This is a genomic window from Bifidobacterium sp. LH_230 (assembly GCF_056357555.1).
In genome coordinates, this window is sequence record NZ_JBKEWJ010000003.1 from 89414 (window position 1) to 106987 (window position 17574).

Annotated in this window: 10 protein-coding genes; 2 read left to right on the forward strand and 8 right to left on the reverse strand. The window is 62.8% G+C overall.

The annotated features are described in order from the left end of the window. Positions 1-132: 132 nt before the first annotated feature. The 5 genes from AC1A0G_RS02320 to AC1A0G_RS02340 form a co-directional block, all read right to left on the reverse strand. Entirely contained in the window at positions 133-1224 is a 1092-nt protein-coding gene (locus tag AC1A0G_RS02320) for a glycoside hydrolase family 43 protein (protein ID WP_476527198.1), read from the reverse strand. 349 nt (positions 1225-1573) lie between these two features. After that, positions 1574-4657: a beta-galactosidase gene (locus tag AC1A0G_RS02325; protein WP_476527199.1), complete on the reverse strand. Its 3084-nt coding sequence runs from the start codon at positions 4655-4657 to the stop codon at positions 1574-1576. Between the two features lie 648 nt (positions 4658-5305). Continuing rightward, on the reverse strand, positions 5306-6265 hold the full coding sequence (locus AC1A0G_RS02330) for a carbohydrate ABC transporter permease (protein WP_476527200.1): 960 nt from the start codon (positions 6263-6265) through the stop codon (positions 5306-5308). Between the two features lie 18 nt (positions 6266-6283). Continuing rightward, positions 6284-7249 carry an ABC transporter permease gene (locus AC1A0G_RS02335; protein ID WP_476527329.1) on the reverse strand — a complete coding sequence of 322 codons (966 nt, stop codon included), beginning with the start codon at positions 7247-7249 and terminating at the stop codon, positions 6284-6286. Positions 7250-7458: 209 nt separating this feature from the next. After that, positions 7459-9051: a type 2 periplasmic-binding domain-containing protein gene (locus AC1A0G_RS02340; RefSeq protein ID WP_476527201.1), complete on the reverse strand. Its 1593-nt coding sequence runs from the start codon at positions 9049-9051 to the stop codon at positions 7459-7461. 293 nt (positions 9052-9344) lie between these two features. Here AC1A0G_RS02340 and AC1A0G_RS02345 point away from each other — a divergent pair, with 293 nt between their 5' ends. Together AC1A0G_RS02345 and AC1A0G_RS02350 are read left to right on the forward strand one after the other, a co-directional pair. Continuing rightward, a complete protein-coding gene (locus tag AC1A0G_RS02345) occupies positions 9345-10451 on the forward strand; it encodes a LacI family DNA-binding transcriptional regulator (protein ID WP_476527202.1) in 1107 nt (368 codons plus the stop codon). 163 nt (positions 10452-10614) lie between these two features. Then, positions 10615-11631: a LacI family DNA-binding transcriptional regulator gene (locus tag AC1A0G_RS02350; RefSeq protein ID WP_476527204.1), complete on the forward strand. Its 1017-nt coding sequence runs from the start codon at positions 10615-10617 to the stop codon at positions 11629-11631. Positions 11632-11678: 47 nt separating this feature from the next. Here AC1A0G_RS02350 and AC1A0G_RS02355 read toward each other — a convergent pair whose 3' ends face one another. From AC1A0G_RS02355 to AC1A0G_RS02365, 3 genes are all read right to left on the reverse strand, one after another. Then, entirely contained in the window at positions 11679-12941 is a 1263-nt protein-coding gene (locus AC1A0G_RS02355) for an ATP-binding protein (RefSeq protein ID WP_476527205.1), read from the reverse strand. Between the two features lie 153 nt (positions 12942-13094). Then, the gene (locus AC1A0G_RS02360) at positions 13095-15374 is read right to left on the reverse strand and encodes an alpha-galactosidase (RefSeq protein WP_476527207.1); all 2280 of its coding nucleotides are present in this window, start codon (positions 15372-15374) and stop codon (positions 13095-13097) included. Positions 15375-15717: 343 nt separating this feature from the next. Beyond that, on the reverse strand, positions 15718-17529 hold the full coding sequence (locus AC1A0G_RS02365; protein WP_476527208.1) for an ABC transporter ATP-binding protein: 1812 nt from the start codon (positions 17527-17529) through the stop codon (positions 15718-15720). Positions 17530-17574: the final 45 nt, after the last annotated feature.

The following is a 17574-nucleotide window of genomic DNA, read 5'->3' on the forward strand; positions in this document are numbered from 1 at the left end:
TTGCGCTCAGCTGACGTCGGCGCAACTATTTCCGGACGATAGGGTTGATTTCCGAGAATAGTTGCGCTGAGATGCGATGGGACAGGATGAGTCGCAGCGACCAAAACCGGACCGCGTGGGCAATCACCCGAATCAGCCGATGGTGCCGTCGGCGGCCTTGATGCGGTCGTATTCGGCGCGGGTGAGGGACATCACGCCGCCGTGCTTGGTGTGCGGTGCCATATAGAAGTCCGCGGAACGCAGATAGTCGAAGCCGCGGTCGGGATCGGTCGACACCATCGGGCGGTAGCCGATCGTCGGGATCACGTCCACATACAGATACACGCGATCATCCGAATGCGAGGCGAACAGCGCCGGGCCTTCCACGCCGCCGGCGTGATGGTCGGGCGTCCAGTCGACGCCGATGTTCTTCTGGATGACGTGCCATTCGGTTCCCGGCTCCCACCAACGCTTCGCATCGGTCGAGTCAAGCCAGATGTTGGCGGTCTGCGACCCGTTGTCCTTGGTCGCGCGGTACGTGCGGATCGTGCCGTCCGACAGCACGCGCTGGATCATCGTCGTGTCGATCGTATCGCGGCCGAGGTCGATGAAGATGCCGCCGTATTCGTACGTCTCATTCGTGAAGTCGCTCGTCGCGCCCCACAGGACGCGGTCGTAGACGGCATCATCCTGGTGCTCGACGTTGTCGTCGGCGAACAGCTTGCTCGACCAGTACAGCACGAACGCGCCGCGCGAACCGTTGTGCTCGGCCTCCGAACCCTCGGGATAGTAATCCGGGACCCACAACGCTTCGGGGGCCCATGCCATGCCGAGCTGCGCGTGCGTGCCGTCGGCGCGGCGCGACACGTCAAGTGCGTGCGGCTCGCTCCAGTGGACCAGATCGTCGGAATACCAGATGATCAGGTTCGTGCTGCCGTGATGCGAGAACGCGTACCAGTCGCTGCCGCCGTCGGACCCGCTGCCGCCGGCGAAGACCTGCAGGTCGGTGGCGATGATGTAGACGCGGCCGGTTTCGGGATTGCGCACGAGGTACGGGTCGCGCACGCCCTTGGTGCCGAGCGTGGAGGTGAGGATCGGATTGCCGCCGTTCAGCGGATGCCAGCGTTCGGGATTGTCGCCTTCGGACAGGTCGAGGTAGATGCGTTCGGCGTAGTGCTCGGGGTCCTCGATGAAGTGGACGAGCAGGTAGCCGTACGGGTCGGTCAGATCGATGGGAGTTTTCATGAGATTGCCTTTCGGAGAGTGTGGATATTGCGATCAACAGACGATCGAGTTGTTACGGAACCTGTCATTTCGACCGAGGCGATAGCCGAGCGGAGAAATCTTCTTGAAGCGTTGATGGCAAGAGATTTCTCCACTCGCTGCGCTCGGTCGAAATGACAAGGGAAGCGTCAAAGCTTGGAAGCGTTCCGATACTTTGACGCTCCCCCAGTCAGCTTTGCTGACAGCCGTCCGCAATTAATGACAGCCTTACGGCTGACTTCTTTCCGGTTCGCCTGTCGGCTCACACATTGCCAACAAACAGCTCTGCTGTTTGCTTAACGGCAATGTCCTAGCCGAGGGGACCGAGGGGTTATTCGAGATCGACGGGGCCGCCGAGGGTGATGGCGTTGAGGGTGCCGGTGGTGCCGCGCGTGGCTTCGGCGTAGAGCCGCAGGTCGCCGGCCGATTCCTCGGGGACGAGGAACAGGTTGCCGTGGCCGCCGCCGAACGTCGTGCCCGGGAACCCGCCGAGCACGACGCGCCCCAGGCACAGGTCGTCGGTGAACGCGGTCAGTTGCAGTCCGTCGCCGTCGAACCGCACGACCGTGTTCATCGAGCACACGGCATCGGCGAGCGCCGCATGCGGCACGCGTAGCCACACACCCTCGCCGGGCGCGACGTCCAGCGGCAGCTTTACGGCCCGCGCATCATCACACGCGTCATCCGCCGCGGCGCGCAGTTCTGGCAGGCCCTGTGCGGCCATCGTCCAGCCGGTGACTTCGCGGCCCGTAAGCAGCGTCATGTGTCCGGCGTTCTCGCCCCACGCGCGCCAGACGACGACGGTGAGTTCGTCGCCGTCACGCACCTCGCCGAGCCACAGGGTCGGCTGCAGCGGGGTGATCGAACCGACCGCGCGACCGTTGAGCCGCACGTCGAGCCGGGCCTCGCCGCGGCGCACATGCAGCGCGGCGACGGTGGTGCCTCCCACGTGCAGCACGCGCGTGTAGGCGAGCTTGTGCGGCCAGACATCGGTGGTGCGGCCGCCGAGTCCGCCGCGCGGTTCGGGGTCGGCGCCGAGCACGAGTCCGGCGTGCTGGAGGCGCTGCTCCTCGGCCGGATCGTCGGGATCGTAGACGGTGAGCCAGCCGGAGCCGAGATCGATGGTCTGGCTGACGGCGAGCGCACCGGTGATGCCGCGTTTGGCGGTCAGTCGCAGCGACGGCAGACGCGCGTCGTCGAAGTTGGAGTGTCCCCAGACACGCGCGGTAACGGACAGTTCATGCGTTGCGGCCGCGGTCGGATCGTAGCCGGTCGCAGCGCAAGCATCGCCCGGTGCAGCGGTGTCGCCCGGATGCGCGCGGAACCGATCGGGAACGAACGGCACATACAGCGATCCGCCGCCGTTGGCCCGCCACGGCGTGACCAGTTCGCGGGCGCCACGATCGGCGGCATCGGAACCGGAATCCGCACCGGCACCGGCAGCACCGGCAGCATCATGAGCGTCACTTCCGTCAACGTCGTCGCCAAGTTCACGGTCCCCATACCGCACGTTGATCGTATCGGCCGCATCGCGCAGCACGACGCCGGTCACGGTGCCGTAATCCGCGGCGTCGAGCGCGGCCGAGTACCGCATGGCACCGGCGTACCGACCGACGTCTTCCATCGGCAGCGCGTGGCCATCGTTCGCCGACGGGTCGATCGGCGACCACGCCGGCTGCGTATCGTCCGTCTCGATTTCGGTGATCGTCGTGACCGGCGCGCTGGTCGGCACGTACTGCGTGACCGGCTGGGCGATGACGATCCGGTACGCGCGCGCACCGCCGCAGATGGTGAACGTGACCGATCCTTCGGTGCCGGAGACGAACAGCGCACCCTGCTCGATATGGGTCTCCACATCGCCGGATTGGCCGCTGACGGCGATCGCGGAATCCTCGCCGGGCGCGAACGCCGCCCACACCGCCCCCGCGTGCATGGTCGGCGCGGACAGTTCGATCACATGACGATCGTCTTGTTCGGCGTCGGTGTGCAGACCGGTCAGTTCCGCGCTGGTCGCGCACAGGGTCAGCCGATCGTCCACCGGCAGATCGCGGACGATCATCACGCCGGCGCCGGACGGCAACGTCACGTCCGGCAGCGACAGTTCACGATCGCGGGCCGTGACCGACACGGTCGGCACCGCAAGATCATGCTTGGAAACATTGGTGAGCGTGAGCAGCTGGCCGCCGCCCGCAAGGTCGAGGATGCCGGTGCCGAGTTCGGTGTTGACCGAGGCGGTCGCGTGATTGGACGCATCGATGTCAGGAAGATGTCTCGACTCCGCTTCGCTCCGCTCGACATGACGGGAGGAGAAAGATTCGCTCCGCTCGACATGACACTGCGCCGCATGGCACAGACCGGCCGTCGTCTCGCGGAACGCAACCGCCTGCGATTCGGCCAGTTCGGCAGACGCAAGCCGCTCCCCCAGCGCCGCGATGATCGCGCTCAGCCGACGGGCATCGTCGGCATCCGAACGTTCCTGGCCCGCCGGGTCGATTACGCCGCCGAAATCATAGTCGTGGGTCATGTACGACTCGATCCGACCCCAGTTGTTCACGGACGTCGTGAAGTCGAAATCCCAGCCGGACACCTGCAGGAACGGGCCGACGAACCGCGCACCCGCGCCGACCATTCGGCGCAGCGTGCGATGCCAGCGGTTCGTTTCGGTCACGATCAGCGGCACGTCGTACCGGTCGGCAGCCGCACGGTAGTAGCGGATGTGCGCGTCCATGTCGACGCCGTTGTCGTCGGCATACAGGTTGACGGCCGGGGTCACGCCGCTCGCGCCGCCGAACGCGCGCTCGATATCGCCCTGGCCGGCGCACGCGACGATCGGCACGTCGATGCCGGCCGCGCGCATCATATCGGCGAGCGCGCCGATGTAGCCGCGCGGATCGCGGCAGGAGTAGAAGTCGAGTTCGTTGTCGGCCTGCACGGCGATGACCGGACCACCGTGGCCGTACTGCTGGCGGGCGATGATCGGCAGGATGTGGCCGTACCATTCGCGCACGGCGTCGAGGAAGCGCGGGTCGTTCTGGCGCAGCGCGGTGCGGCCGCCGCCACGTTCCGGATCGGTGGCGACCCATGCGGGGATCGCGCCGCCGTCCCATTCGGAACAGATGTAGGGACCGGGGCGCACCATCGCGTAGAGGCCGGCCTCGTGGGTCATGCGCAGGAATTCCTCGATGTCGTGGTTGCCGGCGAAGTCCCACACGCCGGGCGCGGTTTCGTGGAAGTTCCACGGGATGTACACGTCGATGGCGTGGTAGCCGAGTCGTTTGACGGCGTCGAGCCGCTGCTGCCATTGGCCGCGCGGCACGCGGAACGGGAACAGCGACGCGCACAGCAACACGCGCGGCTTGCCGTCGATGACGATGCGGTTGTGATCGCAGGTGACTGAAGATGTGGATGCTGTCATGATGATCGCTTCGATGTGATGGATGGAATCGCGGGGCACGCGATGCCGCCGAACAGCATCGGCCGCGGGCCGATTCCGATATGAAAGAGGCCCGTGCGGGGCGAAAGGAGAGAAAACCCGCACGGGCCGGAATGGAAAAGGAGAAGGATAGAAGATGGGATGGATGGATACAGATGGACTGGGGAATATGTTGTTCCATATCGGTTGAACGCGATAGGTATGACGCTCCCCCAGTCAGCTTCGCTGACAGCCGTCCGCAATTACGGACAGCCTGACGGCTGACTTCTTGCTGGCTCGCCTGTCGGCTCGCACATTGCCTACAAACATCTCCGCTGTTTGCTTAACGGCAATGTCCTACCGAGGGGGCCGAGAACACGGATCAGTCCTGCAACAATGGACCTCGCTACGCTCGGACTCAATCCGACCTTCGCTCGGCTACCGCCTCGCTCAGGCTGAGCCTACGGACAGTCCACTGGACTGTCCGCTTAACGGCTCAGCCCTTGACCGCTCCGCCTTCGGCCTTCGCAATTGCGGACTTCGCTGCGCGAAGACTCAACATTGGCTCCGGGCTGCGGCCCATATTGCCGCAGCCCTACGCTCGTCGCCGTCGGAAAGCCCACCGGGCTTTCCTGAAGGGCTGATCGAAGATCAGCCCTTCACGGCTCCGATCATGACGCCCTTGTTGAAGTACTTCTGGAGGAAGGGGTAGAGGATCAGCAGCGGGAGCGTGGAGACGATGATCACGCCGTACTTGATCTGGTCGGCGATCTGCTGCTGGGCGACGGCGCTCACGCCGGAACCGGTCGAGCCGGTGGCGGCGGTCTGCGCGCCGAGCAGAATCGACTGCAGCACGTTCTGCAACGGGTACTTCTCTTCCTTGTTCACGTAGATCAAGCCGGTGAAGTAGTCGTTCCAGTGGCCGACGAAGTAGTACAGCGCCAGCACCGCAATAATCGCGGAAGACAGCGGCAGGACGATCTTCATGAAGTAGCCGAAGTAGCCGATGCCGTCGATCTGGGCGGCGTCGTGCAGGTCCTCAGGAATCGAGGTGTCGAAGAACGAACGCGCGATGATGAGGTTCCACACGGAGACCGCGCCCGGCAGGATGAACACCCACATGGAGTTGAGCAGGCCGAGATCCTTGTACAGCAGGTAGTTCGGGATCATGCCACCGGCGAAGTACATGGTGAACGTGAACAGGAACATGATCACGCGGCGTCCCCACAGGTCCTTGCGGGACAGGGCGAACGCGGCCGGGATGGTCACGATCAGGTTGACCGCGGTGCCGACCACGGAGTAGATGATCGTGTTCAGGTAGCCCTGCCAGATTCGATCATCGGCGAAGACTCGCTCATAGCCCTTGAACGTGACGCCCTTGGGGAAGATCGTCACCTCGCCGGCGTTGACCATCTGCGGGTTCGAGAACGATGCGATGACGATGAACCACAACGGGTAGATCACGGCGAAGATGACTAGGGCGATGATGACCCACATGACGATGTCGACGGCCCAGTCGGACGCGCCCTTGGTCTGCATCTTGTGCTTGTTCCACGGGATCTGGCCGCCATCGAGCTTCGCGGCGGTAGGCATTGACGTTGTTGCGCTCATAATGATTCCCTCCCTGCCTTAGAAGATGCTCGTCTCGCTGACGCGCTTCGAGATGAAGTTCGCGGCGACGACGAAGATGAAGTTGACGATGGTGTTGAACAGGCCGATTGCGGTACCGTAGCTGAACTGGAAGCCGATGATGCCGATGCGGTAGGTGAAGGTCGAGATGACCTCGGAGACCGGCAGGTTCATGGCGTTCTGCATCAGCCAGACCTTTTCGAAGCCGACGGCGAGCACGGAGCCCATGTTCATGATGAGCAGGACGATGCAGGTCGGCATGATGGTCGGGATATCGACGTACTTGATGAGCTGGAGTCGGCCGGCACCATCCATCTTGGCGGCCTCGTACAGCGAGGTGTCAACCGCGGAGAGGGCCGCGAGGTAGATGATGGCGTTCCATCCGCAGTGCTGCCAGACTTCGGTCAGCCAGTAGATCGGGGCGAACGCCTTGGTGGATTCCATAAGGATCTGGCCGTGGAACATCTTGCCGATCATGCCGGTGTTCGGGTCGAGGAAGATGTTGATGAGCGAGACCATGACGACCGTCGAGATGAAGTGCGGCATGTACGTGACGGTCTGCACGAAGCCCTTGACGCCCTTGGAACCGATCTGGTTGATGAGCAGGGCGAGGATGATCGGGGCGATGAAGCCGAGGATCAGCGTTCCGAGTGCGATCACGACGGTGTTGCGCATGATGTCCCAGAACTGCGGGGTCTCGAAGAACTGCTGGAAGTACTTGAGTCCGACGAACTTGCCGCCGGTCAGGCCGGCCAGCGGGTCGAAGTCGCGGAAGGCGAGCTGCAGGCCGTACATCGGCACGTAGGCGAACAGGCCGACGAAGAACACTGCGGGCAGCAGCATGAGGTACAGCACCCAGTTGCGCTGCATCTGGCGCTTGAACTTCGCGCCGAAGGTGGCGTTGTTTTCCTGGACGGTTCCGGCGGGCTTCTTCGCCGCGACCGGGGCGGTCTTGCCGCCGGTCACCGGAGCCTCTTTCGTTGCGGATGACACTTTTTCTCCTTTTTTGATGCCGGGTTGTGTCCCGCGATCACGTCGCGGAGACGTTCCCGGCGAACGTCAAACAGACCGTAAGACATGGAAAGCGCGTCCCGGACGGTTTCGTTCCGACCGGAACGCGCTCTGGTTATATCAGCGATCAGTATCGATCAGATTCGTTCAGTTCCGAATCCGGATCAGTACTTCTGGGACTGGTACTTGTCGTACCACTTCTGCCACAGCTCGATGTTCTGCGTCATGCCGAGCTTGTTGACCTTCTCGACGAACGCGTTCCACGAATCGTCGGTGATCTTGTCGGTGCCCTTCATCCACTTGGCGATCTGCGGGTTCGCGTAGTTGAGGATGTTGGTGTTGTTGTTGGAGATGGTCACCTGGTCGGTCTGATCGGGCTTGACCCAGATCGGCATCGCGTCGGAGTTCTTGTCGTAGTTGGCGTAGTCGGCCTCGTACGGCTTCTCGGCCTCGGCGATGGCGTCGGCGTTCACGTCGCCCTTGATGGTGACGTCCTTCGGGAACCAGCCGGCGAAGCACTGGCCGAAGCTGTACTGCACGGTGGTGTCGGCGTAGAGCTTGTCGGACAGGGTGTAGGTGTTGTTGCCGTCATCGGTGACCAGATCCGGGATGTCGCCGTAGTACTGCTGGATGGAGTACTTGGTGGAGTACAGCAGGTTGACGAGCTTCAAGACGGTGTCCATGTTCGGGGCGTCCTTCTTGATCGTCAGGTGGTAGTTCTCGTACTTGCCGTAGTCGCCGGAAGCGTCCCAGACCACGTCCTTGTCGGACATGCTCGCGGTGGCCTTCGGGGTCGGCATGGAGACGTACTGGTCCTTCCAGGAGCCGAACGCGGCCTTCTGGTAGGTGAACGCGAGGCCGACGGTCGGGGCGGACTCGGTGCCCGGCAGCTCGTCGACGTCGTTGGTCAGCGCGTCGGACGGGATCAGACCTTCGCCGAACAGCTTGGAGTACCATTCGATGACCTGACGCAGGTTGTCGGAGGTCATCCAGGAGCCGACCTTGCCGTCCTTGATGGTGATGCCGTTCTGCCACGGGCCGCCCTGGGCCTGCGTGACGGAACCGGTGGAGTTCAGGGCCAGCATCGGGGTCCACCAGCCGTAGCCGCCGGTGCCGATGGCGTTGAGGTTGAACGGGATCTCATCGGCCTTGCCGTTGCCGTTCGGGTCCTGCGTCTTGAACGCGATGAGGACCTTCTCCAGCTCGTCCCAGGTCTTCGGCATCTGCAGGCCGAGCTTGTCGAGCCAGGTCTTGTTGATCATCCAGTGCTGGGAGTTGGCGCCCATCGGGAAGCCGGCGGAGATGACGGAGAACTTGCCGTCGAGGTCGGCGACCATACGACGGGCCTCCGGGTTCTCCTTGAAGAACGCCTGCACGTTCGGCAGCTTGTCGAGGTGCTGGGAGATCTCCTCGAAGTACGGGTACTTCAGCGTGTCGTCCGGGCCGAAGGCGCGGATGGCGACCTGCGGGACCTCGCCGGAGGCCAGCATGCCGGCCTTCTGCTGCGCCCAGGCGTCCTGCTGGACGACGGTCCACTTGATGGTGCAGCCGCAGTCCTTCTCAAGATCCTTGATCCACGGGTTGGTGTCGACCTTCTTGCGGCCGGTGCCGTCGTACTGGACGAGCACGTTGATGATCGGATTGCCGTTGGCATCGACTTCGCCGGAGGCGTTGGACTTGCCGCAGCCGGCGAGGGCCATCGACATCGCGCCGACCAGCGCGAACGCAGTGCACGCCTTCTTCATCGTTGAATTCATGGGAACCTACCTTTGGAACCTTCCTTTTTTGCTCCGTCAAAGCTGATACGTGCGGCAACATCGCTCCTCGGCTTGGCGCGTCACCGCACCTCGCTTAGCCGTTCAGCAACCGACCTCCCAGTCGCTTACTGATTCGTATCAGTTGATGACATGAAACAATATAACGCTCGTTCTTATTCGTGTCAAATTAACGATATCGGTAATTTGAAAATATCCAGTGATTGGTATAAGTTACCTAATCAGAACGGCTTATTCGTTTCAGTATTTTCAAGCCTTATCGACGAGGAGTAGTCATGGTGACCATGCGCGACGTAGCGGCCAAGGTCGGCGTGTCGCAGGCGACGGTGTCGTACGCACTGCGCGGTGACCCCAGCATCTCCGACAAGACGCGGCAGAAGGTCCTCGACGCGGCCCGCGAACTCAACTACTCGACCAACCTGTCCGCACGCAGCCTCAAATCAGGCCGCAGCGGCGCGATCGGACTCGTGCTGCAGGATCTCGGCAACCCGTACTCGGTGTGCATCGCCGACTCATTCTCCAAATACGCGCTCAAGCACGACATGCAGATCGTCATCCAGCAGACGCTCTACAGCCAGGAAAACGAGACGTCGATCCTCGAGCACGTCACGAGCGCGTTCTGCGACGCGGTCATCTTCAGTCCGACCATCATCTCCAGCTCGCGCATCAAACAGCAGCTCGCCGGCAAACCGGCCGTGCTGCTCTCCCCCTCCGACGCCGCGCCCGAACTCGACGCGATCGTGACGCCATGCCAGGAAGGCACGTTCACGGCCACGTCGTACCTGCTGTCGCGCGGATGCAGGCGACTGCTGTTCCTCGGCAAATCATTCGAACCGTACGAGGTGACGTCGATCAGTCCGAACACCGGCGTGCAGCGCATGGCCGGCTTCCAGCAGGCGCTGCTGCGCAACGGACTGCCGCTGGAGGCGGAACGGTTCATCGACAGCAAGTGGAACTCGTACGACGGACGGTGGGCGATCGAGAACGCGATCGAACGCGGGATCGAATTCGACGGGATCGTGTGCGCGAACGACGCGCTGGCGCTCGGCGCGCTGCGCGGCGTGCAGGATCACGGACTGCGCATCCCCGACGACGTGTCGGTGATCGGATTCGACGGCGTGGTCGAGGCGACGACCAGCAACCCGTCACTGAGCACGATCGCGTTCGACTTCGACGACATGGCCAAGCAGGCGATCGACACGATCCTCGAACAGCTCAACGACGACACGGACGGCGACGGGCAGGCTCCGGCCAAGGCCGCGGGTTCGGGATCGCGTACGAACGGACGGCCCTCCGGTTCTTCCGCGAGCGCGGCCGGCGATGCCGCGCCCAAGCGGCTCATCGCCAAATACCGCCTCGTCGTGCGCGAGTCCACACGGTGATTCTCCACTACACTGGTAGTTTGTCAGGCGCGTGCGGTTTCATCCTCTGCTCCCCCTGAAGGGGGAGCTGTCAGCAAAGCTGACTGAGGGGGTGAACAATCCCGCCACCACAAGTCCGGCAATATGCTGGAACGCCACCCATCCCACCGAAAGGAGCCCGGTCATGGTCACCATGCGCGACATCGCCGCCAAAGCCGGCGTCTCCCAAGCCACCGTCTCGTACGCGCTGCACGGCGATCCCAGCATCTCCCCAGCCACGCGCGCCAAAGTCCTCAAAGTCGCCGAGGAACTCCACTATACGGTCAACATCTCGGCCCGCATGCTGCGCTCCGGCAAGTCGAACGCCATCGCGCTCGTATTGCAGGAGCTGCACAACCCGTATTCGATGCACCTGTCCGACGCGATCTCGCAGTACGCGCTCTCGCGCGGCTATCAGACGCTCATCCAGCAGACCATGTACGCCACGGAAAACGAGGTGTCCGTCCTGCGGCACATCTCCAGCGAGATCTGCGACGGCGTGATCTTCAGCCCGACCAAGCTCAGTCTTGCCGACGTGCGCACGCGGCTCGCCGGCAAACCGGCGATCATGCTCAACCCGCTCGAACAGCACGCCGGCTACGACATGATGAACGTCGCCTGCGAGCAGGGCGCGTTCACGGCGACCTCGTATCTGCTCTCGCGCGGATGCAAGCGGCTGCTATTCTCGTGCGCCGACTTCCGCGAATACGACGACATCAAGAACGCGTGGGATTCCGGATGGCAGCGCGTGGCCGGATTCCAGCGGGCGCTGTGGCGCAACGGCATCGAGCCGCAGCCGTGGAACTTCATTCCCAACCATTCGTGGAGCCGCGAGGCATCGTATGAAGCGATGGTCGACACCGTGCGTTCGGGGCTTGACTTCGACGGCGTGGTGTGTGTGAACGACGAGTCGGCGATCGGCGTGATGCGCGGCTTGCTCGACTGCGGCGTGCGCATTCCCGAGGACGTGTCGGTGACCGGGTTCGACGGCATCGAGGAGGGCGAGTTCTACACGCCCTCGCTCACCACCATCGCGATGGACTTCGACGATTTCGCGAAGCAGTGCGTCGACACGCTCATCGACCGCATCAACGGGGCCGGCGACCCGCCGCGCGACCTGACCGCCGTCTCCCGCCTCGTCGTGCGCGAGTCCACCCGGTGACGTCTTTCCGCAATCCAGTCGCGAACAGCCGACGGGTGTCACCACTATCACAAATCCAGGCTCTGTGAATCAAGCAGGAACTGCTTGAGCCCCATGGTCACGATGCCGTTGTCGTCACGGCTCAACCGAGCGTTGCCACCAACCACGATGATCTTCTTGAATGAATCGCTCACGCCAAGCAACGGTCGCGTCTCCTGCGCCCGCTTATTCGCATCCGGCAAGGCGAATGCGGATTGAACATAGTATCGACGACTGCCCAGATTCGCCACAAAATCAATCTCCACACGCGTGCGGCCGGATTCAGAACCGCCCTTCCCGTCACCGCGGGCGACATCCACCACACCGATATCCACCGCATATCCGCGCAACCGCAGCTCGTTGTAGATGATGTTCTCCATGATGTGCGTCTCTTCCTGTTGGCGGAAGTTCAGCCGCGCGTTCCTCAGACCGACGTCCTCGAAATAGTATTTGGCCAACGCGCCGATATGTCTGCGACCCTTGACATCGTAACGTTGCGCCTTTTCAATGAGAAAAGCATCTTCCAGATAGGCGAGGTACTTGATGATGGTCGGCTGCGACAGAGTGACATGTGCGGCACTTGCGAACGTGTGCTCAAGTCGATTCGGATTGGTCAGCGAGCCAATGGCTGAGGCCACGACGTCCACCAACTCACCGAATCCCGTTTCATTCCTGATGCCGTTGCGGTCAATGATGTCACGCAGGTAGATCTCGTCCATCAAACGATTCAGGTACGCGATTTTCGCGGCTTCGTCCGTCTGTGAGAGAATCAGCGGCAGCCCGCCGAATGTGGAATAGTCGTTCCATGCGTCAGTCCAGTCTCCGCCGACGGCCGAGTAGTATTCGGCGAAACTGAGTGGATGCACACGTATCTCATCACCGCGGCCACGGAACTCGGAGATGATGTCCGTGGACAGGAACCGCGAGTTGCTGCCGGTCACATACACATCGACGTTACGTAGATGCAAGAATCCGTTGAGCACATCCTCGAACTCGGGCATGAGCTGCACCTCATCGATCATGATGTAGTACTGCCCATCGTCCTTCATCAGGGACCGGACGTAGCGATCACACGCATCGGGATCGCGGAGCTGCTTGTTGGTGCGATCATCAAGCGCGATGTCGATGATGTGATCCTCTGGCACACCGCAATCAAGCAGGTGCTGGCGAAATAGCGTGAACAACAGAAACGACTTGCCGCATCGACGGATGCCGGTGATCACTTTTACCAGACCATTGTGCTTCCGGTTGACGATGCGCTGAAGATACGCGTCTCTGGGGATTGGCGCCATCGAACCTCCTAGTTTAGAAAAAACGATATTTATATGATTTTCTAAACTAGAAGGGTACGACGTTCCATATTGCTCCGGCACTCTATTTTAGAAAAATACAAAATATCTTCATTTTCTAAAATAGAACGATGCTTACTATCTGCGATATTCGACTCACACGCGGTCGAGCAGGTAGATGCGTGAGGCGAAGTCCGGACCGAGGTCGGTGTCGTCGATGCCAATGCGCATCAGCTCGCCGCCGGAACGGGTCGCCTCGAACCGGCCGTCCGTGGAGACGACCCGGTAGCGCGCCGTCTCGTCCAGCCCACGCAGCCGCAGCCGCGACTTCGGCTTGTTCGGCACGCCGAGGATCACATAGTCGCCGACGATCGCATGCGCGCGGTCCGCGGCCACGCTCATCCACGCCATGCGGCGGTGGTCGTACGGGGCGACGAGCCGGTACAGGTCGCCGTTGTGCAGCAGCGGCGCATGTTCCTTGAAGAACGCGACCTGCTCGGCGATCTCGGCCAGATCATCGTCGCTCGTGGAGGTCAGGTCCATCTCGTAACCGAACGTGCCGAACATGGCGACGTTCGCACGGGTCGAGAGCGGCTCGTTGCGGCCGGTCTGGTGGTTCGGCGTGATCGAGACGTGCGCGCCCATCGTGGCGACCGGGAAGAAGAAGCTCGTGCCGTACTGGATCGACATGCGTTCGACCGCGTCGGTGTCGTCGCTCGTCCACGCCTGCGGCGAGTACGCGAGGATGCCGTAGTCGAAGCGGCTGCCGCCCGACGCGCAGCCCTCGATGATGAGGTCGGGGAACGCGGCGAACAAGCGCTCGTACAGCGCGTACACGCCGAGGATGTAGCGGTGCATGAGCTCGCCCTGCCGCTCGGCGCCGCGCGTCGCATCGAACGCCTCGGTGATGAAGCGGTTCATGTCCCACTTGATATAGGAGACGTTGGCGGTCGACAGGATCGCGTGCATCTGCCCGTAGATGTTGTCGACCACGGCCGGGTTGGCGAAGTCGAGCACGTACTGGTGGCGGTACACGGACTGGCTGCGGCCCGGCGTGGCGATGACCCACTCGGGGTGGGCGCGGTACAGGTCGGAGTCCTTGTTGACCATCTCCGGTTCGAACCACAGGCCGAACTGCATGCCGATCTCGTTGATCTTGCGCGCGATGCCGGCGATGCCCTCGGGCAGACGGTCGGGGTTGGCGGTCCAGTCGCCCAGGCCGGAGCGATCGGAGGTGCGGGCGCCGAACCAGCCGTCGTCGAGCACGAACAGTTCGATGCCGGCCTTCTTGGCGAGCCGCGCGAGGTCGAGCAGCTTGTCTTCGGTGAAGTCGAAGTACGTGGCCTCCCAGTTGTTGATGAGCACCGGGCGTTCGCGGCGGGCCCACGCCGGGCGCTGCAGGTGGTCGAGCACGATGCGGTGGAAGGTCTGGCTCAGGGCGTTCAGGCCGTTGGCGCTGTAGCCGAGCAGCGCCTCCGGGGTCTGGAACGATTCGCCGGGTTCGAGCCGCCACGCGAAGCCGAACGGGTTGATGCCCAGTTGCAGGCGGGCGGCGCCGTAGGTGTCGACTTCGGCGTGCAGGTCGAAGTTGCCGGAGTACACGAAGGTGAGACCGAACGCCTCGCCCGCGTCCTCTGTGGTGGCGGGGCGGGCGAACACGGCGGCCGGGCTGAAGTACGGGCCTGACGCGCCGCGCAGGGATTCGATCTGCTGGATTCCGGCGTGCAGCGGCTGGCGGTGCGGTTCGCGTTCGCGCGCCCACGCGCCGGTGAACTCGATCATGTCGTAGCCGGCGTCCGGCAGGTCGAGGTTGAAGCTGGCCGCGCGGGTGAGCGTGAGCGGCTCGGCGCCGCGATTGGCGATGCTGGCGGAGCGGGCGATGACCGCCTCGTCGCGGAACAGCGTGTAGTGGAGCGTCACGGTCAGGCCGGTTGGCTCGTCGGCCAGGTCGATGGATAGCGTCTCGGCGGCCGGGGAATCGTGGACGATCTTGCCGTCACGGGCCTCGGGGAAAGTGGCGGGCAGACCGGGCAGCGCGGGCTTGCCGGGCGCGACCCGGTAGCCGGCGAAGCGAAGGTCGGTGATGCGCGAGCCGTTGGGCTGCGCCACTTGGATGGCCGGGTGGCGGTAGTCGCCGTGGCCGAATTCCGGGTATTCGAAGCGCTGGTGCTCCGGGAAGCGCTGGCCGTCCTCGTCGCGCTCGGTGGCGGACTGCACGCGGAAGTGGTCGTCGATGAGATAGCCGAAGTCGGTGGATTCGTCGGTGGTGACCGTGGTTGGAGCCGCGGCGTCGGCTGCCGCCCCCAAACCGGCATCCGGCACCGCCGCGCCGGTGTACAGGTTGACGAGTTTGCCGTCAACCACCTTGAGGATCATGCTGACCTGTCCGTTGGTCAGATGAAACTGCTGAAGATTATCGTTAACTACAATGGTCATGAGGAATCCCTCGGTTGTGGTGGTGTGTTGTGTATGCCATTATGCCAGCTGCCGCCGTGCGCACACGCCACAATGCTGGCGAACCGTCGGCAGTTTGCACATCGAGAGGCTGATTTTCGCCCCTGCACAGGTCGGTTTGACGATCGAGAGGCTGTGTTGCCGACCGCCACGGACGCCAACACCCCCTAAACGACCGGGTTGTATTGAATCTGACGGGTATCACCCGGCAGATCAGCCTCTCGATCGTCAAACCGACCTCGTCACATGCGAAAATCAGCCTCTCGATCGTCAAAGTGCCTGTCCCGCAGAGGCCAAGCCCCCGCAGAACAGGCACTGACGCGCATCATTCGTTCGCAGCGGCGCCCGTAGCCACGCGAATCATCGCGTACTGCGACTCGTACAGGCGGTAGTATGCGCCCTTCTTGGCGAGCAGCTCCTTATGCGAGCCGTGCTCCATGATCTGACCGTGGTCGATGTAGAAGATCTCGTCCGCGTTCTCGATCGTCGACAGGCGGTGCGCGATGATGAAGCTCGTGCGCCCCTTGAGCAGATGCTGCAGACCCGCCTGCAGCGCCTCCTCGGTGCGCGTGTCGATGTTCGACGTCGCCTCGTCCAAAATCAGGATGCGCGGGTCGGCGAGCAGCACGCGCGCGAACGCGATGAGCTGGCGCTGGCCGGCCGACAGGGTCGAACCGCGCTCCTCCACCACCGTGTCGTACCCGTCGGGCAGCTCCATGATGAACTCGTGCGCATGCACGGCCTTCGCCGCCGCCTCGATCTCCTCGTCCGTCGCATCGAGCTTGCCGTAACGGATGTTCTCGCGCACGTTGCCGGAGAAGATGAACGTGTCCTGCAGCATCACGCCCATCTGCCGGCGCAGCGATTCGAGCGTCACGTCGCGCACGTCGTACCCGTCGATCGTGACCGACCCCTCCGATACGTCGTAGAAGCGCGACAGCAGGCTCACGATCGTGGTCTTGCCCGCGCCGGTCGGACCGACCAGCGCGATCGTCTGCCCCGGCTCGACATGGAAGTCCACGAGGTTCAGGATGTTGCGCCCGTCATCCTCGTAGCGGAACACCACGTCGTTGAAGTCGACCTTGCCGCGGATCTGCGGCAGGTCGGCCGCGTTCGGCTTGTTCGCGATCTCGGGCTTGACGTCGAGCGTCTCGAAGATGCGCTCGAGGTACGCCGAGCAGGTGACGAGCTGGTTGTAGAAGTTGCCGATGTTGATGACCGGGTTCCAGAAGTTGTTCGCGTAGCCAACGAACGCGATCAGCATGCCGGTGGTCACGTTCACGCCGCCGAAGCCGGTGATGCCCACGAAGTAGATGAACGCGATGGTCATCACGGAGATGGTCTGCACGCCCGGCCACATGAGGAATTCGATGTGCTTGGCGTGCATCCATGCGGTACGCACGTCGTCCTGCTGCTGCTGGAAGATCTCGAACTGCTTCTTCTCGCGCGCGAACGTCTGCGTCGTCTTCACGCCGGCGATCGACTCGTGGATGAACGCGTTGAGGTTGCTCTGCTTGTTGGACAGCTTCTGGTAGGCCTTGCGCTGGAAGTACTGCAGACCGCGCACCCAGATGATGAGCACGGGGAACAGCAGCAGGCTCCACAGCGCGAGCCGCCAGTCGATCGCGAACATCACGATGAGCGTGACGAAGAACGTGAACACGTCCGCGAACACGCTGATCAGGCCGGACGAAAGCGTGTCGGACAACGTATTCACGTAGTTGACCACGCGGATCAGGATCTTGCCGTGCGGTCGCGAGTCGAAGTAGCTGAACGGCAAGGTCTGGATGTGCGTGAACAGGTCGCGGCGCATGTCCTTGAGCATGAGCTGGCCGACGCGCGTGATCGCCACCGTGCGGTAGCGCAGCGCGAGCTCGTAGATCACGATCAGGCAGAACATGCCGGCCGCGAGCAGGCCGAGCTTGGCGAGATCCTTGTTCGGGATCGCGTCGTCGATCATGATCTTGGTCAGATACGGTACGGTGACGACGATGCAGCTCATCGAGATGACGACGACGAGGATGCGGACCACCTGCGGCAGGTAGGGTTTGAGATATTTGCCGACGCGCAGGATGTCGTGGAAGTTGATGGTCTCCTCGAGTTCCTCATCCTCGCGATAGGTATTGCGTTGTGCCATGAAAAGTCCTTGTACAAGTCCTTAATGCGGATGTCATTGTCCACT

Excerpts from the sequence above, each read along its gene's own strand:
- AC1A0G_RS02360 (WP_476527207.1), bottom strand. The coding sequence starts at position 15,374 with ATGACCATTGTAGTTAACGATAATCTTCAGCAGTTTCATCTGACCAAC.
- AC1A0G_RS02340 (WP_476527201.1), bottom strand. The coding sequence starts at position 9,051 with ATGAATTCAACGATGAAGAAGGCGTGCACTGCGTTCGCGCTGGTCGGC.
- AC1A0G_RS02325 (WP_476527199.1), bottom strand. The coding sequence starts at position 4,657 with ATGACAGCATCCACATCTTCAGTCACCTGCGATCACAACCGCATCGTC.
- AC1A0G_RS02330 (WP_476527200.1), bottom strand. The coding sequence starts at position 6,265 with ATGAGCGCAACAACGTCAATGCCTACCGCCGCGAAGCTCGATGGCGGC.
- AC1A0G_RS02350 (WP_476527204.1), top strand. The coding sequence starts at position 10,615 with ATGGTCACCATGCGCGACATCGCCGCCAAAGCCGGCGTCTCCCAAGCC.
- AC1A0G_RS02365 (WP_476527208.1), bottom strand. The coding sequence starts at position 17,529 with ATGGCACAACGCAATACCTATCGCGAGGATGAGGAACTCGAGGAGACC.
- AC1A0G_RS02355 (WP_476527205.1), bottom strand. The coding sequence starts at position 12,941 with ATGGCGCCAATCCCCAGAGACGCGTATCTTCAGCGCATCGTCAACCGG.
- AC1A0G_RS02320 (WP_476527198.1), bottom strand. The coding sequence starts at position 1,224 with ATGAAAACTCCCATCGATCTGACCGACCCGTACGGCTACCTGCTCGTC.
- AC1A0G_RS02345 (WP_476527202.1), top strand. The coding sequence starts at position 9,345 with ATGGTGACCATGCGCGACGTAGCGGCCAAGGTCGGCGTGTCGCAGGCG.